At 74.5% G+C, this 21,885-nt stretch carries 19 protein-coding genes; 11 read left to right on the top strand and 8 right to left on the bottom strand.

Features of this window, described 5'->3' with window-relative positions; all coding sequences use genetic code 11:
* The first annotated feature begins 11 nt into the window (after nucleotides 1-11).
* Complete coding sequence (locus ABEB00_RS08480; RefSeq protein ID WP_345618425.1) at nucleotides 12-527, top strand: mycothiol transferase; 516 nt, start codon at nucleotides 12-14, stop codon at nucleotides 525-527.
* Here ABEB00_RS08480 and ABEB00_RS08475 read toward each other — a convergent pair.
* From ABEB00_RS08475 to ABEB00_RS08460, 4 genes are all read right to left on the bottom strand, one after another.
* Nucleotides 509-1,603, bottom strand: coding sequence for an adenosine deaminase (locus tag ABEB00_RS08475; RefSeq protein ID WP_345618424.1), 1,095 nt, complete (start codon nucleotides 1,601-1,603; stop codon nucleotides 509-511). The genes ABEB00_RS08480 and ABEB00_RS08475 overlap by 19 nt on opposite strands.
* A 37-nt stretch (nucleotides 1,604-1,640) precedes the next feature.
* Complete coding sequence (locus ABEB00_RS08470) at nucleotides 1,641-2,036, bottom strand: VOC family protein (RefSeq protein ID WP_345618422.1); 396 nt, start codon at nucleotides 2,034-2,036, stop codon at nucleotides 1,641-1,643.
* A gap of 158 nt (nucleotides 2,037-2,194) precedes the next feature.
* Complete coding sequence (locus tag ABEB00_RS08465) at nucleotides 2,195-3,082, bottom strand: glycoside hydrolase family 19 protein (RefSeq protein ID WP_345618421.1); 888 nt, start codon at nucleotides 3,080-3,082, stop codon at nucleotides 2,195-2,197.
* A gap of 574 nt (nucleotides 3,083-3,656) precedes the next feature.
* Nucleotides 3,657-3,824 (bottom strand): hypothetical protein, encoded by a 168-nt coding sequence (locus ABEB00_RS08460; protein ID WP_345618420.1) that lies wholly within the window; start codon nucleotides 3,822-3,824, stop codon nucleotides 3,657-3,659.
* 227 nt (nucleotides 3,825-4,051) lie between these two features.
* On the opposite strand from ABEB00_RS08460, the gene ABEB00_RS08455 reads away from it, so the two are divergent.
* Both ABEB00_RS08455 and ABEB00_RS08450 read left to right on the top strand, forming a co-directional pair.
* Nucleotides 4,052-5,599, top strand: a complete 1,548-nt coding sequence (locus tag ABEB00_RS08455) for an SDR family oxidoreductase (protein ID WP_345618418.1) — start codon at nucleotides 4,052-4,054, stop codon at nucleotides 5,597-5,599.
* A 194-nt stretch (nucleotides 5,600-5,793) separates the two neighbouring features.
* A complete protein-coding gene (locus tag ABEB00_RS08450) occupies nucleotides 5,794-7,167 on the top strand; it encodes a cryptochrome/photolyase family protein (protein ID WP_345618417.1) in 1,374 nt (457 codons plus the stop codon).
* A gap of 43 nt (nucleotides 7,168-7,210) precedes the next feature.
* Here ABEB00_RS08450 and ABEB00_RS08445 read toward each other — a convergent pair whose 3' ends face one another.
* Complete coding sequence (locus ABEB00_RS08445) at nucleotides 7,211-8,185, bottom strand: MerR family transcriptional regulator (protein ID WP_345618416.1); 975 nt, start codon at nucleotides 8,183-8,185, stop codon at nucleotides 7,211-7,213.
* A gap of 195 nt (nucleotides 8,186-8,380) precedes the next feature.
* Here ABEB00_RS08445 and ABEB00_RS08440 point away from each other — a divergent pair, with 195 nt between their 5' ends.
* Nucleotides 8,381-8,821 carry an SPW repeat protein gene (locus ABEB00_RS08440; protein ID WP_345618415.1) on the top strand — a complete coding sequence of 147 codons (441 nt, stop codon included), beginning with the start codon at nucleotides 8,381-8,383 and terminating at the stop codon, nucleotides 8,819-8,821.
* Nucleotides 8,822-8,923: 102 nt separating this feature from the next.
* Entirely contained in the window at nucleotides 8,924-9,415 is a 492-nt protein-coding gene (locus ABEB00_RS08435) for a nucleoside deaminase (RefSeq protein ID WP_345618414.1), read from the top strand.
* A 154-nt stretch (nucleotides 9,416-9,569) separates the two neighbouring features.
* On the opposite strand, the gene ABEB00_RS08430 is transcribed toward ABEB00_RS08435, so the two are convergent.
* Nucleotides 9,570-10,277, bottom strand: coding sequence for a chaplin (locus tag ABEB00_RS08430; RefSeq protein ID WP_345618412.1), 708 nt, complete (start codon nucleotides 10,275-10,277; stop codon nucleotides 9,570-9,572).
* Between the two features lie 340 nt (nucleotides 10,278-10,617).
* Between ABEB00_RS08430 and ABEB00_RS08425 the strand changes: the two genes are divergently transcribed.
* From ABEB00_RS08425 to ABEB00_RS08410, 4 genes are all read left to right on the top strand, one after another.
* Nucleotides 10,618-12,204, top strand: coding sequence for an alpha/beta hydrolase (locus ABEB00_RS08425; protein WP_345618410.1), 1,587 nt, complete (start codon nucleotides 10,618-10,620; stop codon nucleotides 12,202-12,204).
* 104 nt (nucleotides 12,205-12,308) lie between these two features.
* Nucleotides 12,309-13,403 (top strand): baeRF3 domain-containing protein, encoded by a 1,095-nt coding sequence (locus ABEB00_RS08420; RefSeq protein WP_345618409.1) that lies wholly within the window; start codon nucleotides 12,309-12,311, stop codon nucleotides 13,401-13,403.
* A gap of 152 nt (nucleotides 13,404-13,555) precedes the next feature.
* The gene (locus ABEB00_RS08415) at nucleotides 13,556-14,587 is read left to right on the top strand and encodes a Gfo/Idh/MocA family protein (protein WP_345618408.1); all 1,032 of its coding nucleotides are present in this window, start codon (nucleotides 13,556-13,558) and stop codon (nucleotides 14,585-14,587) included.
* Between the two features lie 271 nt (nucleotides 14,588-14,858).
* A complete protein-coding gene (locus ABEB00_RS08410) occupies nucleotides 14,859-16,223 on the top strand; it encodes a SpoIIE family protein phosphatase (RefSeq protein ID WP_345618406.1) in 1,365 nt (454 codons plus the stop codon).
* Between the two features lie 8 nt (nucleotides 16,224-16,231).
* Here the strand turns inward: ABEB00_RS08410 and ABEB00_RS08405 are convergent, their stop codons facing one another.
* The gene (locus ABEB00_RS08405; protein ID WP_345618405.1) at nucleotides 16,232-17,716 is read right to left on the bottom strand and encodes a DNA-binding protein NsdB; all 1,485 of its coding nucleotides are present in this window, start codon (nucleotides 17,714-17,716) and stop codon (nucleotides 16,232-16,234) included.
* A gap of 268 nt (nucleotides 17,717-17,984) precedes the next feature.
* On the opposite strand from ABEB00_RS08405, the gene ABEB00_RS08400 reads away from it, so the two are divergent.
* Together ABEB00_RS08400 and ABEB00_RS08395 are read left to right on the top strand one after the other, a co-directional pair.
* A complete protein-coding gene (locus ABEB00_RS08400) occupies nucleotides 17,985-19,127 on the top strand; it encodes an aminoglycoside phosphotransferase family protein (protein WP_345618404.1) in 1,143 nt (380 codons plus the stop codon).
* 241 nt (nucleotides 19,128-19,368) lie between these two features.
* The gene (locus tag ABEB00_RS08395) at nucleotides 19,369-21,435 is read left to right on the top strand and encodes an N-acetylmuramoyl-L-alanine amidase (protein ID WP_425586458.1); all 2,067 of its coding nucleotides are present in this window, start codon (nucleotides 19,369-19,371) and stop codon (nucleotides 21,433-21,435) included.
* On the opposite strand, the gene ABEB00_RS08390 is transcribed toward ABEB00_RS08395, so the two are convergent.
* On the bottom strand, nucleotides 21,374-21,871 hold the full coding sequence (locus ABEB00_RS08390; protein WP_345618403.1) for a hypothetical protein: 498 nt from the start codon (nucleotides 21,869-21,871) through the stop codon (nucleotides 21,374-21,376). The two genes, ABEB00_RS08395 and ABEB00_RS08390, sit on opposite strands and share 62 nt — an antisense overlap.
* Nucleotides 21,872-21,885 lie beyond the last annotated feature (14 nt).

Raw genomic sequence — 21,885 nt, 5'->3', positions numbered from 1 at the left:
AAGGTGGCCGTATGCACGCAAAGGACATCCTCATCGAGGGCTACGGCCGCGTCCGGGAAGAGGTCCACTCGGTGGTCGAGGGCCTCGGCCCCGGCGACCTCGCCGCCCGGCCCTCCCCCGAAGCCAACTCCGTCGCCTGGCTGATCTGGCATCTCACCCGTGTCCAGGACGACCATGTCGCCGGCGCCTTCGGGCTCGACCAGGTCTGGCCGGCGCAGGGCTGGGAGCGGCGGTTCGGGCTGGAGCTGCCCCGCGAGGACACCGGGTTCGGGCACGGCGCCGCCGAGGTGGCGAAGGTCCGGGTCGACTCGGGCGAGTTGCTCACCGGCTACTACGACGCCGTGCACGAGCAGACCCTCACCGCCCTGCGCGCACTCGCCGCCGGGGACCTGGAACGGGTCGTGGACGAGCGGTGGGACCCGCCGGTCACGCTGGCCGTGCGCCTGGTCAGCGTCCTGTCCGACGATCTCCAGCACGTCGGACAGGCCGCATACGCGCGCGGGCTGCTTCAGACCACCGCGGCGTAGCCGGGCAGGATCACGTCCTCGATCAGGGCCCGGCCCTCGTCGAACGGCAGGAACGCGCTCTTGACCGCGTTCACCGTGACCGTGCGCAGGTCCTCGGCCGTCCAGCCCGCCTCCTCGACCAGCAGGGACATCTCCCGGGTCATGGTGGTACCCGAGACGAGCCGGTTGTCGGTGTTGAGGGTGACGCGGAAGCCGAGGTCCTTCAGGGCCGTGATCGGGTGGTCCGCGATCGAGGTGGCCGCGCCGGTCTGGAGGTTGGAGGTGGGGCACATCTCCAGGGCGATCCGGCGGTCGCGCACCCAGCTCGCGAGGCGGCCCAGCTTGCCGGCGGCGAGGTCGGGGATGTCGTCGGTGATCCGTACGCCGTGGCCGATGCGCTGGGCGCCGCACACCTGGATCGCCTGGTGGATGCTGGGCAGGCCGTGCGCCTCACCGGCGTGGATGGTGAAGGGCACGTTCTCGCGCCGCAGGTGGGTGAAGGCGTCGAGGTGGTCGGCGGGCGGGAAGCCGTCCTCGGCGCCCGCGATGTCGAAGCCGACGACCCCGGCGTCCCGGAAGGCGACCGCGAGGTCGGCGGCCTCGCGGACCCGGTCGAACATGCGCATCCCGCACAGCAGGGTGCCGACCCGGACCGGGGTGCCGGCCGCCGCCGCCTTCGCCATGCCGGCGGCCAGCCCCTCCTGGACCGTCTCGACGACCTCGGACAGGGTCAGTCCGCCCTTCAGCAGCAGCTCGGGGGCGTAGCGGACCTCGCCGTACACCACACCGTCGGCGGCCAGGTCGAGGACGTACTCCTCGGCGGTGCGCAGCAGGCCCTCGCGGGTCTGCATGACGGCGAGGGTGTGCTCGAAGGTGGCTATGTAGCGCACCAGGTCACCGGAGTTGGCGGCGTCGTAGTACCAGGCGGCCAGTTCGCCGGGGTGGGTGGTGGGCAGGGTGTGGCCCACCGCCGCGGCGAGTTCGACCACGGTGGCGGGGCGCAGACCGCCGTCGAGGTGGTCGTGGAGCACCGCCTTGGGCAGCCGGCGGAGGGTGTCGAGGTCGAGGCGGGGTGCGGCGGGCGCGGAGACGGTCATCTGCGGGGGGTTCCTCGGGGTGAGCGGTTCTGGTGGGTCACCGGGCCGGCTGGAGCAGGTCCCAGCGGTTGCCGTACAGGTCCTGGAAGACCGCGACCGTGCCGTAGGGCTCGTGGCGGGGGTCCTCCAGGAAGGTCACACCGGCGGCGGTCAGGCGGGCGTGGTCGCCGGCGAAGTCGTCGGTGTGCAGGAAGAAGCCGACGCGTCCGCCGGTCTGGTCGCCGACCCGGGCGCGCTGCTCGCCGTCCTTGGCGCGGGCCAGCAGCAGGCCGGTGCCCGTACCCGGGGCGCCGGGCGGCTCCACGACCACCCAGCGGGAGCCGTCGGGCCGGGGCGCGTCCTCGGCGAGGCGGAAACCGAGGGCCTCGGTGTAGAAGCGGACGGCCTCGTCGTAGTCGTCGACGACGAGGGTGACCAGGGCGAGGCGGGACATCGGGACCTTTCGGGACGGGCGGTTGACCGGAGAGGTTATACGTAAAACTTTCCGTGCGCCAGTCACCCCCCGCCGGACCGCCTGGCCGTGCCACGGCCGCCGGGCCGTGACACGGGGGCGCCGTACCGCGCGCGGGCGGTACGGCGCGCCGGGGCGGGTCAGCAGGACAGGTTGCCGCCCGGGGAGACCCCGAGGATCTGGGCGAACTGCTGGTACTTGGTCACCCGGCTCTGCACCTGCGCGGGGTTCTTGCCGTCGCACTCCAGGGAGCCGTTGATGGAGCGGATCGTCTGGCCGAAGCCGGCGCCGTTCACCATGGCGTTGTGCGGGGTCATGGTGCCGGGGCCGGACTGGGTGTTCCAGTACCACAGGCCCGTCTTCCAGGCCACGGCCGCGTCGTTCTGCACCAGCCAGGGGTTGTTCAGCAGGTCGATGCCGAGGGAGTCGCCGGCCGCCTTGTAGTTGAAGTTCCAGCTCAACTGGATCGGGCCGCGCCCGTAGTAGGCGGCCTGGCCGGCCGGGCAGCCGTAGGGCTGGCTCCAGTCGCAGTAGTGCGGGTAGTTGGCGGTGTTCTGCTCGACGATGTGCACCAGACCGCCGGTCTCGTGGCTGACGTTGGCGAGGAAGGCGGCGGCCTCCTGCTTCTTGGTGGTGTCGCTGCCGGTGGTGGCGAAACCCGGGTAGGCGCTGAGCGCGGCGGTGAGACCGCTGTAGGTGTAGAAGCCGTTGCGGCCCGGGAACATCTGGTTGAACTGGGCCTCGGTCACCACGAAGTTCCCGACCGGGGTCTGGCCGCTGTCGCAGGCGTACGGCTCCCAGTACCAGGTGCTGATGAGGGGGTCGTAGCCCGGGTTGGCGTGCTCGGCGATGTACGCCTTGCCGTCGGTGTAGCGGACGATGTCGCCGGCGTTGTAGGACTTGCCGGCGACCCAGCTCGGATAGCTCGAACAGGAGGCCGCGGCCGCGGTCGTGGCGGGCAGCACGGCCGGTACGGCACCGGCGAGCGCGAGGACGGCGACGGCGGCGGAGATACGGCGTCGGGACACGGGATCAACTCCTTCGCGGAGCACGGCCGCTCCCGTACAAGGGCAGCGCGGAGCGGGGCCTCGTGCGCACGGGCCGGTCGGACCGGTCACGGCGTGGGGGCGGCCGTGGTGGGGGGGGTGGTCGCACACTCGACGGGGAGTGTGCGGCACACTCAACCGCATTGGTATGTACCAGTCAAGGGTGTAGACCAGTCCAACACCGTTCGGCGCGTGGGAGGTTGCCGGGCGCACCGGACGCGGTGGCCCGTCGGGCGGGCCTCAGGAGAGGGGGTTCGTCGCGGAGGCGTACGGCTCGACCTGCGGCCCCTGGCCCACGGGCCTACGGCCCGCCGCGCGCGGCCATGCCGACCGTGGCGGGCGCCCCGGGCGCTCCGGGCATGGCGGACGCGACGGGCGCTCCGGGCATGGCGGACGCGACGGGGGCGCTGACCTGTCCGCCACCGGGCGACGGCTCACCCGGGAGGGAATGTTCCCGCGGGTGCGGGGGGGGGAAGCGGCGCTGGTCGGCGCTCACACCTCAGGGCCCTGGCCGCACGCTCGCGTGGCCGGCAGGGCCCGGGTGGGGGTGGTGCGGTCACTCGTCGTCGGACCGGGGCACCACGACGAGGAACGCGTCCGACTTCAGATCCATCACGACCGTCGCGGGCTCGCCCGCGGCCCGGCGGGCGGCCGCGTACTCCTCCGCGGGCCAGGCCCCGCGCGGAGCTCCAGCGGGGAAACGCTCCAACACCTTCGCGCTCATAGCTGCAGCACCTCCAGCAATCGACCCTCGCTACCGACCACTCACTTGCGTACATTCCCCTTGCCCCCGTTCGGACCGGGCATGTGCCTTCTTGTCCGTCACCTCGCGGCGCACCCGGTCCAACCCCGCCCGGTGCGGCTCCCGCCGCCCGCGTCCGGTGGAGCCCCGCCCCGCGAAGTGCTCCCATGAAGGGGAGTGGGGGGCCGCCGACTGGAGGGCCGAGCACGATGCGGAACGACGACACCGGTACGGGGCCGCGCTGCCTGGTGACCGGCGCCACCGGATACATCGGCGGGCGGCTCGTCCCGGAACTGCTCGCCGCGGGCCACCGGGTGCGCTGCCTGGCCCGCTCCCCCGGCAAGCTGCGGGACCACCCGTGGGCGGGCGACGCCGAGGTGGTTCGCGGGGACGTCACGGACGCGGAGTCGGTGACGTCGGCCATGCGGGACGTGGACGTCGCCTACTACCTGGTGCACTCGCTCGGCACCGGCGCCGGCTTCGAGGACACCGACCGCCGGGCGGCCCGGCTGTTCGGCGAGGCGGCCCGCGCCGCCGGTGTGCGGCGCGTCGTCTACCTGGGCGGACTCACTCCGGCGGGCGTACCGGAGGAGTCCTTGTCGCCGCACCTGCGCTCGCGCGCCGAGGTGGGCCGCATCCTGCTGGCCTCGGGGGTGCCGACCGCCGTCCTGCGCGCCGCGGTGATCATCGGCTCCGGCTCCGCCTCCTTCGAGATGCTCCGCTACCTGACCGAGCGGCTGCCGGTGATGGTGACCCCGAACTGGGTGCACACCCGCATCCAGCCCATCGCGATCCGCGACGTGCTGCGCACCCTCGTCGGCAGCGCCCACCTGCCCGAGGACGTGAACCGGACCTTCGACATCGGCGGCCCGGACGTCCTGACGTACCGCGAGATGATGGACCGGTACACGAAGGTCGCCGCCCTGCCGCACCGGTTCGTCGTCCCCGTTCCGCTCCTCACCCCCCGCCTCTCCGGCTACTGGGTGGGTCTGGTGACGCCGGTTCCCGCCTCCATCGCCCGGCCGCTCACCGAGTCGCTCCGCCACGAGGTGGTCTGCCGGGAGCACGACATCAGGGGATACGTGCCCGATCCGCCGGGGGGCCTCGTCGGCTTCGACGACTCGCTCCGGCTGGCCCTGCAGCGCATCCGCGGGGCGCAGGTCTCCACCCGGTGGTCGTCCGCCTCGGTGCCCGGCGCCCCCAGCGACCCGCTGCCCACCGACCCCGCCTGGGCGGGCGGCAGCCTCTACACCGACCTGCGGTCCCTGCCGGTCACCGCCTCGCGCGAGACGCTCTGGCGGGTCATCGAGGGCATCGGCGGGGACAACGGCTGGTACTCCTTCCCGCTCGCCTGGGCCGTACGCGGCTGGCTGGACCGGCTGGTCGGCGGGGTCGGGCTGCGCCGGGGCCGACGGGACGCGGCGCATCTGCGGGCCGGGGACTCGCTGGACTTCTGGCGGGTGGAGGAGATCGAGCGCGGACACCTGCTGCGGCTGCGCGCGGAGATGCGGCTGCCGGGCCTGGCCTGGCTGGAGATGTACGCGGAGACGGACGACGACGGCGGCATCCGTTACCGGCAGCGCGCCCTGTTCCACCCCCACGGCCTCCTCGGTCACCTGTACTGGTGGAGCGTCTCCCCCTTCCACGCCGTGGTCTTCGGCGGCATGGCCCGCAACATCGCCCGGGCCGCCGCCGTGACCCCGGCCCGGGGCACCGAGACGGACGCGGCGCCGAAACGGCCGGCCCCGACCGGCTGAGCCGCCCGCGCGGCCGGAGGGGACCCGCCTGGTCCCGGCGTCCCCGCGTCTCCACGTCCTCGCGCACACCACCCACCGAGCGCATCCGCCCGCGCCACCGGAGCGGAAACACACGAGGGCGGGGGCTTCCGGCCCCCCACCGCCCCGGCCCCTCACCGCCCCGGCCCCTCACTCACCACCCCGGAGTCCGCGCCATGAACGTCTCGGTCGTCCTGTTCACCGCCGACCTGCGCCTGCACGACCATCCGCCGCTGCGCGCGGCCTGCGAGGGGCCGGGGCTGGTCGTACCGCTGTTCGTGCGGGACCGTGCGGTGGACGCCTCCGGTTTCGCCGTCCCGAACCGGCTGACCTTCCTCGCCGACTGCCTGCGGGACCTGGACGCCGGCCTGCGCGACCGCGGCGGCTCGCTCGTCGTCCGCTCGGGCGGTGTGGTCGAGCAGGTGTGCCGGGTGGTGGAGGAGACGGACGCCGACGAGGTGCACATGGCGTCCGACGTCAGCGCCTACGCCCAGGCACGCGAGCAGCGGCTCCGGCGCGCCCTGGAGGCGTTCGGCCGGCGGCTGCACGTGCACGACACGGTGACGACGGTCGTGCCGCCCGGGGCGGTGACGCCCGCCGGCTCGGACCACTTCGCCGTGTTCACCCCGTATTTTCGCCAGTGGTCGCCGCACCCGTCGCGGGACGTCCTCGCCGCGCCGCGCGCCGTGCGCCTGCCGGACGGCGTCGGCTCCGAGCCCCTGCCGTCCCGCGCGGACGCCTCGGACGTGTCGCCGGGCCTGGCCCCGGGCGGCGAGGCGGAGGGCCGCGCGCGGATGACGGCGTGGCTGCGCGAGGGCGTGGGCGGCTATGAAGACCAGCACGACGACCTGGCCGGCGACGGCACCTCCCGGCTCTCGCCCCACCTGCACTTCGGCACCCTCTCGCCGGTCGAACTCGTCCACCGCGCCCGGAAGGCGGGTGGGCCGGGCGCCGAGGCCTTCGTACGGCAGCTCGCCTGGCGCGACTTCCACCGGCAGGTCCTGGCCGCCCGCCCGCAGGCCTCGGCCGCCGACTACCGCACCCGGGGCGACCAGTGGCGGTCGGGGCCGGACGCGCACCGGGACACCGAGGCGTGGAAGGCGGGCCGCACCGGCTTCCCGCTGGTCGACGCGGCGATGCGGCAACTGCGCCACGAGGGCTGGATGCACAACCGGGGACGGCTGCTGGCCGCGAGTTTCCTCGCCAAGACGCTGTACGTGGACTGGCGCGTCGGCGCCCGGCACTACCTCGACCTGCTCGTCGACGGGGATGTCGCCAACAACCAGCTCAACTGGCAGTGGGCCGCCGGGACCGGCACCGACACCCGGCCCCAACGGGTCCTCAACCCGCTCGCTCAGGCCCGGCGTTACGATCCCGACGGCGCGTACGTACGGCGCTGGGTGCCGGAACTCGCGGCGGTGCGGGGGCACGCGGTGCACGAGCCGTGGCGGCTGTCCGGCCCGGAGCGGGCCGCGCTCGACTACCCGGAACCGATCGTCGACCTCGCCGAGAGCCTCGCCCGGTTCCGGCGGGCCCGCGGACTGGAGTGACGGGGGCGACGAGGGCGACGGGGCCGCAGGACGGCCGGGGCGTTCAGTGCGCCGGGGCGGCGCCGGAGAGCGTGTCGAGCGCCTCCCGCAGGGTCGACGGGCGGGCCATCCCGGTGACCGGCGGGCCGGCCCAGCCGGGGCCGCCGAGCACGACCAGGGGCCGGCGCCGCGCGCCGGTCACGCCCCACCGGACGCCGGCGAGGTGCCGGGCCAGCGGCAGGCTGGCCGTGGACCGCGCCTGCGCCCACAGCACCACGGCGGCCGGACCGACCCGGCGCACGGCCGCGGCGAGCGCCTCGGCGGGCACGGCCGCACCGAACATCCGGGTCCGCAGGCCCTGTTGGGTGAGCGCCGCGTTGAGGGCCTCGATGGGCAGCGAGTGCTGCTCGCCGGGGACGCAGGCCAGTACGACGGGCCCGGCGCCGGCCCTGTCGTCCGGGGCGGCGGGCGGGCGGGTGTGGTGGCGCAGCGTGGTGGAGACGTACCAGGAGAGCAGGTGCTCCACCTCGACATAGCGGTCTCCGGAGGTGGCCCACCTGCGTCCCACCGCGTGCAGGCTCGGCACCATCACCTCCTGCCACGCGGCGGTCAGGCCGTGCCGCGCGACGGCCGCGGCGAGCAGCGCCTGCACCGCCGGGGCGTCGAGCCGTACGGCGGCGCGGCAGAGCCCGCGGCACTCCTGGCGTATCTCCTCGGCGGACGGCGGGCCGTGGTCCTGTCCGCGGCCGGTGGGAGCCGGCTCCGCGCCCCGGCCGCCGGGGTCCGCCGCAGCGCCCCGCCGGGCCAGGCGGGCGGCCTCGGCGGGCGGCACCCCCGACGCCGTCAGCCGGCACATCGCCTCCAGCATCGACACGTCCCCGGGTGACCAGCGCCGGTGGCGGCCCTCGGCGCGGACGGCGGGGCCGATGCCGTACCGGTGGTCCCAGGAGCGCAGCGTGGTGGGTGACACTCCGAGCCGCCGGGCCAGCGCCCCCGTGGTCAGCCCCGCCCCGTCCGGCGGGCTCGTCGACTCGTCCATGGCCGGACGATACGACGCGGCGCCCCCGCGCGCCGGGGATCGCGCGAGTCGGCCCGGAACCTGACCGCCGCCGTGTATACGGCGTCCGGCCGCCCCCTACCCATGTGGGCGAAATGGAGGCAGAATGTACTTATGCGGCTTTTATCCGCATACCGCTTCAGACGCGGTTGACCCCGCCAGTCGAAGGAGACGACCATGGCCGACGTCTCGCACAGCAGAGGTGACATCACGAGCCACCCGGACGCCCCGGAGATGCGGGCCCGGTACGCCCGCATGCTCGGCGGCAGCGACGTGGCACTCGTGGACGGGCCGGTGTTCCTGCTGGGTCTGTACTGCGCCGTGTCCCCGTGGGTGCTCCACTTCACGGCGAACCAGCCCGCGCTCGTCCCGCACAACCTGATCGTGGGCGTCGCCATCGTCCTGCTGGCCCTCGGATTCACCCGGGCCCCCGAGCGCATGTACGGCCTCAGCGGGGCCATGTGCGCCATGGGCGCGTGGATGATCATCTCGCCCTGGATCGTGGGGCAGAGCCCGGACGCCGGGGTCATCTGGAACAACGTCGTCATCGGCGCCCTGACCCTGGCCCTGGGAACGGTCTGCGGCGTCACGGCGGCCCGCAGCGCCCCCAGGGCGTGACCGGTCGGACCGGGTGGCGGCGCGTCGGGGAGCACCCGGCGCGCCGCTTTGCGCGCGTACGTAGGGTGGAGCCCTGATCACCTACGAGAAGGGCCGTACGCCATGGTCGTCAAGGACACCGAACTGCCGTACCTGCGCCGGTGCGTGGAGTTGGCGGCCGAGGCCCTGCGCGCCGGGGACGAGCCGTTCGGCTCGGTCCTGGTGGGCGGGGACGGCACGGTGCTCGCGGAGGACCGCAACCGCGTGGCGTCCGGCGACCGCACCCGGCATCCCGAGTTCGCCCTCGCACGCTGGTCGACGACGCGTCTGACGCCCGGGGAGCGGGCCGCGGCGACCGTCTACACCTCGGGCGAGCACTGCCCCATGTGCGCCGCCGCGCACGCCTGGGCGGGCCTCGGGCGGATCGTCTACGTCGCCTCCTCGGAGCAGCTCGTGGACTGGCTCTCCGCCCTCGGCGTACCCGCGCCGCCCGTCCGGGCGCTCCCGGTCCGGGAGGTTGCCCCCGGCATCGCGGTGGAGGGCCCGGTCCCCGAACTGACGGAGCAGATCCGCGCGCTGCACCTGACCTTCCACGGCGACCGGACGACGGGGTGACGGGTGAGGAGTGAGGGGTGAAGGGTGACGGTAGGGGCGGGGCCGGCGTCCGGGGTGGCCGGTCGGCCGGACCGGACGTGGCTGTCGACCCGCTCCCCGCGTGCGGCGATTCCCCGGCCGGCGCCCCGCCGACGCCCCTCGGCCCTGCCCCGGGTCAGCCGCGGGCGGCCGGGCGGTAGCGGCGGTAGAGGACCGCTCCGCCCAGGACCAGTGCGGCGCCGCCCGCGAGGGCGGGCAGGGTCTGGTCCGCGCCGGTGCGGGCGAGGGACGCGGTGGCCACTCGCTGGGTGAGGTGCGGGGCGTGCCGCGGCGGGGTGGTCTTCTCGGGCGGGGCGACCGGCTTCGGCTCCGGCTTCGGTTCGGGGCGCGGTTCCGGCCGGGCGGGCGGCCGAGGGGGCTCGGGCCGGTCGTCCGACGTGTTCGAGGAAGCGTTGCCGAAGGCCGGGTTGCCGATGCCCACCACGTTCACCGAGTTGCCGGTGACATTGACGGGCAGTTCCACCGGCAACTGCACCCCGTTGCCGGAGACCAGCCCCGGGGAATCCGCCGTGCCGCCCCGCGCGGACGCCCCTGCGGAGCCGGCGGACGGACCGGCCCCCTCACCGAGGCCCCCGGCGCCGCCCGCGTTGGCGCACTTGTTGCCGGCGGCGGGGTTGAGCACTCCGACCACGCTCACGGTGTTCCCGCACACGTTGACCGGGACGTCCACCGGGAGCTGGACGAGGTTGCCGGAGATCACCCCGGGCGAGCCGGCCGCGGCGCCGTCCGCGTCGGCCGCGAGGGCCGAGTACGCCGGAACCGTCACCGCCATCGCGCCGGAGGCGGCCAGGACGAGCACACCGATTCGGGTGACCCTTCGCATACGGTTCCCTGCCTTCCAGAACTTGATCGCGGGCGCTCGCCCGCACCGGATAGAACGCGGACGGACCATCCGAGTTATGGCTCATCCGCCTTTCACCCCAATCGAGTGGCCTCCCCGCCTCCCCGTCGAACGAACGAACGGTGAAGGTCTTCGCGGGCCCGGGTCCGGGTCCGCTTTCGGGGCCGGACCCGCGGAGGCGCCGCGTGCCGCGCGCAGGGTAGGCGCCGCCGGGCCACCGCGCACCTCGGCCCGATCGTCCGCAGGCGGGTCCCCGGGGAGCCGCTTAGGGTGACCGAGGGCGCGGTGATCCGGTCCCCGACGGTGCGCCCTGGAGGCATCGATGCTGGTCAAGCTGTCGACTCGGCCCACCGTCCGGCGCTGGGCGGTCCCCGGTGTGCTGGGCCTGACCCTGCTGGGCGCGGGCCTGCCCGCCGCGGCGGTGGACGAGGCCGGGCCCGGCCTGTCCCGGTTCTACGACCAGCGGATCAAGTGGGCCGCCTGCCAGGCCATGGACGCGCCCGAGGACCTGCAGTGCGCGAAGGTCACCGTCCCCCTGGACTACGCCGCGCCCCGGCGCGGGACGCTCGACCTGGCCCTGGCCCGCTACCGGGCGACCGGCGACCGCAGAGGCTCGGTGCTGCTGAACTTCGGCGGCCCCGGCGGTTCGGGCGTCAGCGAGCTGGCCGCCGGCGGTGCGGACTTCATGCACCTCACCAACGGCTACGACGTGGTGACCTTCGATCCGCGCGGCGTCGGCCGCTCCTCCCCGGTGAGCTGCGGCCCGGGGTCGGTCGAGATCATGGAGGCGACCGACGGGGACGAGGAGATGAACGACCCCGAGGACGTGCTCCGGCGGCTGCGCGCGGCCGCGGCCCAGTGCACCGAGCACTCCGGCCCCGTCCTGCCCCACATAGGCACCGTCGACGCCGCCCGCGACCTGGACGTGATCCGCCGGGCACTCGGCGACGACAAGCTCAACTACCTCGGCTTCTCCTACGGCACCCGGCTCGGCGCGGTGTACGCCGCCCGGTTCCCCGACCGGGTGGGCCGGCTGGTCCTGGACGGCGTGGACACCCTGACCGAACCCCTGACCGAGCAGGGCGCGGCCGGCGCGGCGGGACAGCAGATCGCCCTGGAGCGCTTCCTCGACTGGTGTGTCGAGGACATCGCCTGCCCGTTCGGCCAGGACGCCCGCGAGGCCCGGCGCCAGGTGGTGCGGCTGGTGCAGTCGCTGGACGAGGACCCGGTGCCGTCGGCCTTCGCAGAGCCCTTCACCGGTCAGGATCTCGTCGGCGCGCTCGGACAGGCGCTGTACAGCCGGCAACTGTGGCCCTCGCTGGAGCGGGCGGTGGCGCAACTGGTCGAGGACGGCGACTCGCGGGGACTGGAGGGCTTCCTCTCCGGCGGTGTCGCCTTCCCCGTCCGCCAGGGCCGGGACGCAGGTCTCACCGACGAGGCGGACGTCCCCCTCGACAACCTCCCGGCGGCGCTGATGGCGATCAACTGCGCCGACGACCCCGACCGCCCCAGCGCCGAGCAGGTGACCGGGTCGCTCGCCCGGCTGCGGTCGGAGTACGAGCAGGCGTCACCGGTGTTCGGGCGGTACCGGCTGACCCAGGTGCTGATGTGCTACGGCCGTCCCCGGGGCACCGACTACATCCGTGACGAGGTCAAGAGCCTGGACACGCCCGAGCTGCTGCTGGTCGGCACGCGCGGCGACCCGGCGACGCCCTACCGCTGGACGCGGGAGACGGCGGCGCGGCTCGGCCCGTCGGCGGTGGTCCTCGACAACAAGGGCGACGGGCACACCGGGTACGCCTCCTCGGAGTGCGTGCACCGCAAGGTCGACGACTTCCTGCTCTACGGCTCCCTGCCGCCCAGCGGTTCCTCCTGCGGCCCGCCCGCGGCGCGGGGGACGGACGGCTGACAGGGGGCTGCGGCGGGCGCGATCGGCCGCTCCGGGCGCACCTTCCGCGACCCGCCCCCTTTGCTCCGAATGCCCGATACGCGTGGCGGCCCTATCGTGCTGACATGGAGCACGATCTGAGCCCAGACACCCTCGCCGGACTCCGGCGGCCCCGTCCCTATCCGGCCGTGACGGTGCTGACACCGACACACCGCCGCGAACCCGACAACGCCCAGGACCCGGTGCGGCTGCGCAACGTGGTCGCCGAGGCCAGGAAACAGCTCGAAGCCGATCCCGCGGTGACCCGGGAGCGGCGCACGGAGGTCGTCCGGGAACTCGAACGGGCCCTGGCCGAGGTCGATCTGGCGCACGCCGAGGAGGGGCTGGCCCTCTTCGCCGCGCCGGGCGAGCACCAGGTGTGGACACTCGCCCGTACGGTGCCCGAGCGGGTGGTCCTCTCGGACACCTTCCTGACCCGCAACCTGGTCGCCGCGCACACCGCCGAGCAGCCCTTCTGGGTGCTCTCGGTCTCCGCCGACCGCGCCACCCTGTGGAACGGCGGCACCGACCGCGTCGTCGAGGACCGCCTCCACGGCTTCCCCCTGGAGCGGCCGCCGGAGAACTTCGACCCCGAGCGCCAGGAGCGGATCGGGGACTCGCCGAGCACCTTCCGCGACGAGCGCACCCGCCAGTTCCTGCGCGACGCCGACACCGCGATGGGCAAGGTGCTGCGGACCAGCCCGCGCCCCCTGTACGTCACCGGGTCCGAGGCCGCGCTGGCTCTGCTGGAGGAGGCCGGCGGCGCGGCCCGGGACGCGGTGCACGTGCCGCACGGCGGGCTCGCCCAGGGCACCCCCGAGGCGGTGTGGCAGGCGGTGCGGCCGGTGCTCGACGCCGAGGCGCACCGGGCGGCCGACGCCGTCACCGGCGAGCTGGCGGACGCCCGCGGGCGCCGCGAGTACGCGGCCGGTCTGGACGAGCTGTGGCAGAGCGCCCGGGAGGGCCGGGTCCGGCTGCTGGCCGTCGAGGAGAACTACCGGGCGACGGTGGTCGACGCCGGGGACCACCTGGAACCGGCGCTCGACGGCGACCTCGACGCCCGCGAGGACATCGTGGACGAGATCGTCGAGCAGTGCCTGGAGACCGGCGCCGAGGTCCGTTTCGTCCCCGACGGCACGCTGCGGGACGCGGACGGCATCGCCGGGGTGCTGCGGTACTGAGCGCGCCGCCGCGCCGGGCGCCCCGCGTCCGGCCGGCCCCCGGCGCCAGGCGGTCGCCTCCGGCCGCTCTTGACGGCCGTGCCACCCTGTTCGCGGTAGCCGTGCCCGCCCCGCGCGGGTACGGGCCGAGCCGGGGAAGGAGCCGACGGAGCGTGAGTCAGGTACTGGGCGTGGCGGTGCTGGGAGCGGGACACATGGGCGCCGACCACATACGGCGCCTGGACCGGGTGGTGAGCGGCGCCCGGGTGGTCGCCGTCGCCGACCCGGACGCCGACCGGGCCCGGGAGGCGGTCGCCGGGCGGGCGGGGGTCGCGGTCCGCACGGAGGCCGCGGCCGCGCTCGACGTGCCCGGCGTCGGGGCGGTGCTGATCGCCTCGCCCGGTGAGGCGCACGAGGAGGCGCTGCTCGCGGCGTTCGCGCGGGGTCTGCCGGTGCTGTGCGAGAAGCCGATGGTGCCCGACTCGGCCGGTGCGCTGCGGATCGTGGAGGCCGAGGCCCGGCTGGGCCGGCGGCTGACGCAGATCGGGTTCATGCGGCGCCACGACACCGAGTACCGGCGGCTGAAGTCGGTGCTGGACAGCGGCAAGCTGGGCCGGCCGCTGATGCTGCACTGCGTGCACCGCAACGTCTCCTCGCCGCCCGGCTTCACCTCCGCGATGCTGGTGAACAGCTCCGTCTCGCACGAGATCGACGCGGCCCGCTGGCTGCTGGGCCACGAGCCGGCCGCGGTGACCGTGCTGCGTCCCCGGTCCTCCGCCGGCGCCCCCGAGGGGCTGCTCGACCCGCAGTTCGTGCTCCTGGAGACCGAGCGGGGCGTCCTGGTGGACGTGGAGGTCTTCGTCAACTCCGGCTTCGGCTACCAGGTCCGGTGCGAGGCCGTCTGCGAGGCGGGCAGCGCCCGTATCGGCGACGACCACGCCATGGTGGTGACGGCGGCGGGCGGGGCCCGCGAGGAGGTGCCGCAGGACTACCTCGTGCGGTTCGCGGACGCCTACGACCGCGAGGTGCGGGCCTGGGTCGACGCCACCCGGCGCGGCCTGGTCACCGGGGCGAGCGCCTGGGACGGCTACGCGGCCGCCGCGGTCGCCGAGGCCGGTGTCCGCGCCCTGGAGTCGGGAGCCCGCACCGCCGTCTCCCTGGCCCCGCGCCCCGGCTTGTACGCGGGGACCGCCGAAGCCGAATAGAACACAGAGACGCCGAACACCGGAACAAGCCTGGCGGCACGGCGGAACCTCGCACAACTCCCGTACCTCTTCTACGACTCGGCCCGCCTCGCAAGTACAGGTTCCGGCGGCGGCAGTCACGCTCCGGGGACTATGGCATATGCCGAAGGCACCGCCGTATCGTGTGTCGCCGAATGCCTTACAGGGCCTCACGCGCTGTGTCACAGTCGTAACGGTCCTTACGCCCGTCTCGTCCCGCCTTGGCCGTACCGTCTGCACACCGGAGTGCGTCATGTCGTCCCCTGTCTCCGCGGGCCACCCCGCCACCCCGCCGCCGGAACGCGGGTCGGTGGAGGCGTTGATATCGCAGACGAGGCGGCTCAAGGGTGACGTGGACGCCGTGCGGCGCCACTCCCGGGAGGAGAACGGATCGGAGCCCCGGCGACGCTGGCAGCGCGCCCTCTACGACCTCGCGCTGCACCAACTCGACGACGTGGACGGGCACTTGGCGCAGGTGCGGGACGGCCCGCGGCCCGTCCGGGCGCCGGCCGCCGGGCCCGCTTCCCGGTCCGGTACGCCGCTCAGCCCGGTCGGCAGCGCGGAGTGGAACCTGCTGACGGGCGAGGCCGACTGGTCCGGGGAGCTGTACCAGATCCTGGGCCGCGACCCGGCCGCCACCGCGCTCACCCTCGACGAGCTGCCCTCCCTGGCCCTGGCGGCGGACCGGTCGAAGCTGACGGCGATGGTCACGGACTGCCTGGTCGACGCCCGTCCCATCGACGGCGAGTTCCGCGTCGTCCGCCCCGACGGTGCCGTACGGACCGTGCACATGCGGGGCGAACCCGTCCTCGGCGCCGACGGCAGCACCGCCTCGATGTGGGCGGTGCTGCGGGACGTCAGTGAACTGCGCCGCGACCAGCGGGCGGTGAGCGAGACCCGTGACTCGCTCCCGGTCACCGGGCGGCGTGAGCGGCCCGATCGCCAGGCCGCGGCCGGGCCGCGGGAGGCCGGGCCGGCCTGGCCCGGTCCCCTGCGGCCCGTGCGGGGAACCGGCCTGGACCTGGCCGCCGCCCGCCTCCCCGGCTCCGCGCACCCGCCGGGCGGCCTGTGGTACGACGCCTGCGAGATCGCCGGCGGCGAGGCGCTGCTCAGCGTCGGCGCCCTCACCGCCCCCCCACCGGGGGGGACCCCGGACACGGCACTGCTGGTGGGCACCGTACGGGGCCTCGCGATGGCGGGCACCCGGCCCCGGCCGCTGCTCGGCCGGCTCGCCCACCTGCTCGACACCACCGCCCGGCCGCCCCTGGACGGCGCCGTGTGCTGCGCCTACCGCGGCGGCACCCGCACCCTGGCCTGGGCACACACCGGGCACCCCGCCCCGCTGCTGTTCCGCGACGGGACGGGGTGCAGACTCGACGGTCAGCGCGAGGGGACCCACGAGATCACCCTCGAAGCCGGCGACCTGCTGCTCCTGTACATCGGCTCACCACGGCCCGACCACGGCCCGACCGCCACCGTGAACCGGCTCCTCGCGCTGGCCCCCCGCCTGGCCGAGGCGCGCTCGGCACAGGAGGGGCTGCGGACCGTACGGGACCGGCTCACGGAGTACCGGCCCGGCGGCGACGCGTGTGTGCTGGCCGCACGGGTGACCGCGTGACGGCAGCCCTACGTCCGGGCGGTCCTCCCCTTCCCCCTGGGCTTGGGCAGGGCCAGCCTGATCTCCTCCCGCAGCTCCGCGATCTTCGGCTGGCCGGCGTACTCGGCGGTGAGCCGGTACATCTGGCGCAGCCGGTCCCAGGTGCGGTGGGAGGAGTTGGAACCCATCGCCATCAGGGCGAGGCGCGCGTAGCGGTCCGCCTGCTCCGGGTCGTCCGCGATGAAGCAGGCGGAGGCCATGGAGAGATGGTCGAAGATCTTCGACCGCTCCCGGCCGTCGACCCTGAGTTCCAGGGCCTTCTCGGCGTAGTACTGCGCGTGCCCGGCCGCGCCCGGCTCGAACTCGGCCAGGGTGCGGTAGGCGAGCGCCGTCATGCCGTACAGATCCTCGTCCTTGAAGGTCTGCATCCAGTCCGGCGGCTCCGTGTCCGCGCGGTCGGAGACGAACAGGTCCTCGGCCCGCCCGAGGGTGCGGCGCATGGCCTGGCCCTTGCCCATCGACGCCTGCGCCCACGCCTCGATGGTGTGGAACATCGCCTGGGTGCGGGGCAGCATCTGCTCGCCCGCACCGGAGGTGGCGAGCTTCATCAGGTGGAGCGCGTCGTCGGGCCGGCCGAGGTGCACCATCTGCCGGGCCGCCCGGGACAGCGCCTCGCCGGCCCGGGGCCGGTCACCGCCCTCGCGCGCGGCGTGGGCGGCGATGAGGAAGTACCTCTGGGCCGTGGGCTCCAGGCCGATGTCGTGCGACATCCAGCCCGCGAGAACGGCGAGGTTGGCGGCGACGCCCCACAGGCGCCGCTGAGGATGAGGAGGATGGCGGTAGGCGAGCATCCCGCCCACCTCGTTGAGCTGGCCGACCACCGCCTTGCGCTGGAGCCCGCCGCCGCGGGCGGCGTCCCAGACCCGGAACACCTTGACCGACTGCTCCAGTCCGTCGAGTTCCTGCGATCCGACCGGGGCGGCCTCGTAACGGTCGTGTCCGGCGGGATCGGCGGTGTGCAGGGGACGGTCGAGGTCGGGTGCGTCGGCAGCCAGGGCCGGGTCGGTGTGCAGCCAGTCGTGCATGGCGTTGCTGAGGGCTGATCCCGCGGCGAGCGCGGCGCCCGCGCCCACCAAGCCGCGTCGGTTGAGCATGAGGTCCATTCCCGTGAATTCGGTGAGGACCGCGGCGGTCCGGTCGGGCGCCCACGGCACTTTGCCGGGATGTTCCTCGCTCCCGGCACCCTGCCGGCGCCCGTCGCGCACCAGACCGAGGTCCTCCATGGTCACGACACGGCCGAGACGCTCGGTGAACAGAGCCGCCAGCACCCGCGGCACCGGATCGCGCGGGATCTCTCCCCGGTCGATCCACCGCCGCACCCGCGAGGTGTCGGTCGCCAACTGGAGGTGGCCCATGGCCGCCGCCTGCCGGTTGACCCTTCTCGCCAGCTCGCCCTTGGACCAGCCGGCCAGGCCGAACAGGTCCGCAAGGCGGGTGTTGGGTTGTCCGCTCACGTCAAGCCCCCAGGTTCTCGGCTGAGTTGACAGTAGCTCCGGCCGAGTTGCCCGGCGACTATTCGCCAGGGTTCGCCAGGGTGCGCCAGATGGTCTGCCACGGCCGAGCGGGTGTCAGGTAGGAATGCGCCACCCCGACCCGGTCGCCCCCGGGGACCACTCCCCAGGGTGCCTCCGGCGGCGGCCGGTCGGACGGCGCCACCGCCTCACGGGATCCGTCCCGGGCGGGCACAGGCACAGCAGGCACACGAAGGGATCTGTCTCGCCCATGTACGCAGCATCGTCCTCCGTGTCCGCCCCTCTCCGGTCGCCGCACACCCGCACCGCGGGCAGCGGCCCCTACCTCGCCCCCGCGCGACCCGCGGCCCCCGCGCTCGGGGCCGGCAGGGCGCGGCGGCCGGCCGGGCCGGGCACCCAGCCGCTCAGCGGAAGAATCGACCTGTCCGGCCCCCAGGGCACCCAGTTGCGTACGGCGATCGCCTCCGTGCACCGGATCTGCCCGGAGTTCTCGCCGGTGCAGGTACTGCGCCGCAGCGGACGGTCCGTACTGCTGGTCGGCACCACCGGGCGCAGTACGGCGGTGGCCAAGTGCCTCCTGGACCACTCCCCCGCCTGGGCCGAGCGCAGCAGGCACGAGATAATCGCCTACCGCTCGTTCGTCCGGCACCGCCCGCCCGTGCGGGTGCCGAGGCTGATCGCGGCCGATCCGGACCACTGCACGCTCGTGATCGAGCGGATGCCGGGGCGGGTGGCGGCCGTGCAGCGCCACCCCTCGGAGAGCCCGTCGCGCGCGGACATCAGGGCGGCACTCGGCGCGATCTGCCGGCTGAACTCCTGGCGGCCGCCCGCGGGCACCTTCGACACCCCGCTGGACTACGCGGCCCGCGTCTCCCGCTACCACGAGCTGGGTCTGCTCACCGACCGGGACCTCGGTGACCTGCAGAAACTGCTGCACGGTATCGCCCACACGGCCGGCCGGCAGGGCCTGGGACAGTTCTGCCACGGCGACGCCCTGCTGTCGAACATCCTGATGTCGCCGACCGGACCCGTACTGGTGGACTGGGAGCACGCGGGCTGGTACCTGCCGGGTTACGACCTGGCGACCCTGTGGTCGGTGCTCGGCAACGACGTCCCGGCCCGCCGCCAGATCAGCCAGATCGCCCAGTCGGGGGGCCCCGCCTCGCGGGATGCGTTCCTGGTGAATCTGATGCTCGTACTGACCCGGGAGATCCGCGCCTACGAGACGTTCGTGCAGCGTTCGATGCACGACACGGCCCCGGCGGCGGCGCCGGGAGCGGCCCCTCCCGGCGCCGCGCCGTCCGGCGAGGAACAGCGGCTGCTGCTACGACGGCTGCACGACGACTGCCAGATGGCCCGCCGGGCCGTACGCGCGGCGGTCGGTACGCGCTGACGTCGCTCTTCTCCGGCCTCGGTTCGCGCCGAGGAGGACGGAAGGTCCGCGGCGTGCCCGGCCGGGCACGCCGCGGACCTTCCGCGCGCGCGTCTCTCCTCGCTGACGGCTGACGCTCCTCGCTGACGTGGGACATCACCTTTACGTAGGCATGATTGACGGATCGTCGGACCGGCGGGTACCCATGACGGACGCCCGGCCCGCACGCCCCGCCCACGCACCAGCGTCACAGGAGGCTGTCTTGCGAGGATCCACCACCGGTCCCACGCCCCTGCGAGGGGGCGTCCGGCAGGGCGTCCCCGGGAGCGGACGGCCACGCACCGCGGCCGGCGCCGTGGCCGCGGCGGCGCTGCTGCTGCCGCTGCTGGGCGCCGCGCCGTCCACCGCCCGTCCGTCCGAGGCCGCACCCGCGCCGGACCGCCTCCAGACGGCGTTCGCCGCCGCCGCGACCGAGTACCGGGTGCCGCGGAGCGTGCTGCTGGGCGTCTCCTACCTGCAGTCCCGCTGGGACGCGCACGGCGGCGCGCCGAGCGTGACCGGCGGGTACGGGCCGATGCACCTGACCGACGCGCGCACCGCCCTGGCCCGGGCCGCCTCCTCGCACCACGCGGGCACCGAGGACCCGCGCGGCGACGGCTCCCGGCCCGCGCCGCGTCCGGAGCCGGCCCCGGTGGACACCGCCGCGCTGCCGGACCGGCTGTCCACCCTGGGGCGGGCGGCGGAGCTGACCGGGCTGAGCGCCGACGCGCTGCGCACCGATCCGGCCGCCAACGTGGCCGGCGGCGCCGCGCTCCTCGCCGACGCCCAGCGGGGCCTGGGCGCGCCGCTGAGCGGCGACCCCGCCGACTGGTACGGGGCGGTGGCCCGGTTCTCCGGCGCGGACGACACCGCGACGGCCGCGGCGTACGCCGACGACGTGTACGCGGTGATCAGGAGCGGCGAGCGGCGCACCACGGACGCCGGGCAGCGGGTCGCGCTCGCCGCCCGGCCCGGAGTGGTTCCCGAGACCGCGCGGCTGGCCGCAGCGGGGCTGCGGGCCGGGTCGGCGGCCGGTACCGAGTGTCCGCGCACGGTGTCCTGCGAGTGGATACCGGCGCCCTACGAGGAGTTCGGGGAGGGTGACTACGGCAACCACGACCTGGGCGACCGGCCCGCCTCGCAGCGCATCCGGTACATCGTCGTGCACGACACCGAGGGCACCTGGGACGGCGTCCTGAACCTGGTGCGGGACCCCGCCTACGTCTCCTGGAACTACACGCTGCGCTCCACCGACGGCCACATAGCCCAGCATGTGAAGGCCGAGGACGTGGCCTGGCACGCGGGCAACTGGTACGTGAACGCGGGCTCGGTCGGCCTGGAGCACGAGGGCTTCCTCGCCGAGCCGGACGCCTGGTACACGGAGGCGATGTACCGGTCGTCGGCGCGGCTGGTGAAGTACCTCTCGAAGAAGTACGGCGTACCGCTGGACCGGCAGCACATCCTGGGCCACGACAACGTGCCGGGCCCGACCGCCGCCACCGTTCCCGGCATGCACACCGACCCCGGCCCGTACTGGGACTGGGCGCACTACTTCGCACTGCTGGGCAGGCCGTTCACGCCCTCGGCCGGGAAGGGGGCCGCGGTGGTCACCATCCGGCCCGGCTACGCGGCCAACCGGCCGGTGTTCACCGGCTGCGCGGCGGCCGGCGAGTCCTGCGCGGCGCACGGTTCCAGCGCGGTACGGCTCTACGCGGACCACAGCGAGGACGCGCCGCTGATCAAGGACGTCGGCCTGGGCACGACGCCGACCACGGGCGTGAACGACCTCTCCTCACGGGTCTCCACCGGCCAGCGCTACGCGGTGGCGGACCGGTGGGGCGAGTGGACGGCGATCTGGTACCTGGGGCAGAAGGCGTGGCTGCGCAACCCGCCGCGGCGGCCCGCGGCGGTGCCCGCGAAGGGGCTGACGGTGACCCCGAAGGAGGGGCTGGAGAGCGTCCCGGTGTACGGGCGGGCCTATCCGGAGGCGGCGGCCTACCCGGCCGGGGTGCCCGTCCAGCCGGTCTCCGCGCTGCCGTACCGCCTGCCCGCCGGCCAGCGGTACGTCGTCGGTGAGAAGGTGCGCGGCGAGTACTACTCGGCGGTGACCTACGACGTCGCGTCCCACCGGGTGGTGCGGGGCGAGGACGCGTACTACGAGATCCAGTACGGGCACCGGGTGGCGTTCGTGCGCGCCGCCGACGTGGACGTCGTGCGCCGACCTGCGGTCAGCTCTGCTGGAAGAGTTCCGCCGGAAGCGGCTTCAGCAGGGCGTACAGGTCGTCGGTGATGGGGCGGTCCCAGGCGGCGATGGTCACCAGGACCTGGTCGCTGCGGTCGAACTGGACGCAGGAGATGCGGCTCTCGGAGAGTTTGAGGCGGCGCACGATGAGGAGGTTGTCGCCCTGCATCACCGGCACGTCCTCGCTGCCGACGACGGTGATCTCCTCGTCGTTCTCCAGGGCCAGCAGGAGCTGGGCGACCTCGAAGGGGACCTGTCCCTCGGGGATCTCCCGGGCCGGGGAGCCCTCCGGCAGATTGCCGATGATCATCGCGGGGCCCCGGCCGCCGAACAGGTCGTAGCGCAGGAACACGCCCTGGCAGGTGCCGTCCGGGGCGGGCAGCAGGCCGGCGCCCAGATTGCCGGGCCAGTCGCCCGGGTCCATGGCCAGGACGTCGAATTCGGGCCCGGCGGGGGTGGCGCTGCGGCGGCGGAGGAACGACATGCCGCCCATGGTAC

This window comes from Streptomyces ziwulingensis (assembly GCF_039542605.1).
GTDB lineage: Bacteria > Actinomycetota > Actinomycetes > Streptomycetales > Streptomycetaceae > Streptomyces > Streptomyces ziwulingensis.
This window is presented reverse-complemented; position numbering and strand designations above follow the sequence as displayed.

Excerpts from the sequence above, each read along its gene's own strand:
- ABEB00_RS08480 (WP_345618425.1), top strand. The coding sequence starts at position 12 with ATGCACGCAAAGGACATCCTCATCGAGGGCTACGGCCGCGTCCGGGAA.
- ABEB00_RS08475 (WP_345618424.1), bottom strand. The coding sequence starts at position 1,603 with ATGACCGTCTCCGCGCCCGCCGCACCCCGCCTCGACCTCGACACCCTC.
- ABEB00_RS08470 (WP_345618422.1), bottom strand. The coding sequence starts at position 2,036 with ATGTCCCGCCTCGCCCTGGTCACCCTCGTCGTCGACGACTACGACGAG.
- ABEB00_RS08460 (WP_345618420.1), bottom strand. The coding sequence starts at position 3,824 with ATGAGCGCGAAGGTGTTGGAGCGTTTCCCCGCTGGAGCTCCGCGCGGG.
- ABEB00_RS08455 (WP_345618418.1), top strand. The coding sequence starts at position 4,052 with ATGCGGAACGACGACACCGGTACGGGGCCGCGCTGCCTGGTGACCGGC.
- ABEB00_RS08450 (WP_345618417.1), top strand. The coding sequence starts at position 5,794 with ATGAACGTCTCGGTCGTCCTGTTCACCGCCGACCTGCGCCTGCACGAC.
- ABEB00_RS08445 (WP_345618416.1), bottom strand. The coding sequence starts at position 8,185 with ATGGACGAGTCGACGAGCCCGCCGGACGGGGCGGGGCTGACCACGGGG.
- ABEB00_RS08440 (WP_345618415.1), top strand. The coding sequence starts at position 8,381 with ATGGCCGACGTCTCGCACAGCAGAGGTGACATCACGAGCCACCCGGAC.
- ABEB00_RS08435 (WP_345618414.1), top strand. The coding sequence starts at position 8,924 with ATGGTCGTCAAGGACACCGAACTGCCGTACCTGCGCCGGTGCGTGGAG.
- ABEB00_RS08430 (WP_345618412.1), bottom strand. The coding sequence starts at position 10,277 with ATGCGAAGGGTCACCCGAATCGGTGTGCTCGTCCTGGCCGCCTCCGGC.
- ABEB00_RS08425 (WP_345618410.1), top strand. The coding sequence starts at position 10,618 with ATGCTGGTCAAGCTGTCGACTCGGCCCACCGTCCGGCGCTGGGCGGTC.
- ABEB00_RS08420 (WP_345618409.1), top strand. The coding sequence starts at position 12,309 with ATGGAGCACGATCTGAGCCCAGACACCCTCGCCGGACTCCGGCGGCCC.
- ABEB00_RS08410 (WP_345618406.1), top strand. The coding sequence starts at position 14,859 with ATGTCGTCCCCTGTCTCCGCGGGCCACCCCGCCACCCCGCCGCCGGAA.
- ABEB00_RS08400 (WP_345618404.1), top strand. The coding sequence starts at position 17,985 with ATGTACGCAGCATCGTCCTCCGTGTCCGCCCCTCTCCGGTCGCCGCAC.
- ABEB00_RS08390 (WP_345618403.1), bottom strand. The coding sequence starts at position 21,871 with ATGTCGTTCCTCCGCCGCCGCAGCGCCACCCCCGCCGGGCCCGAATTC.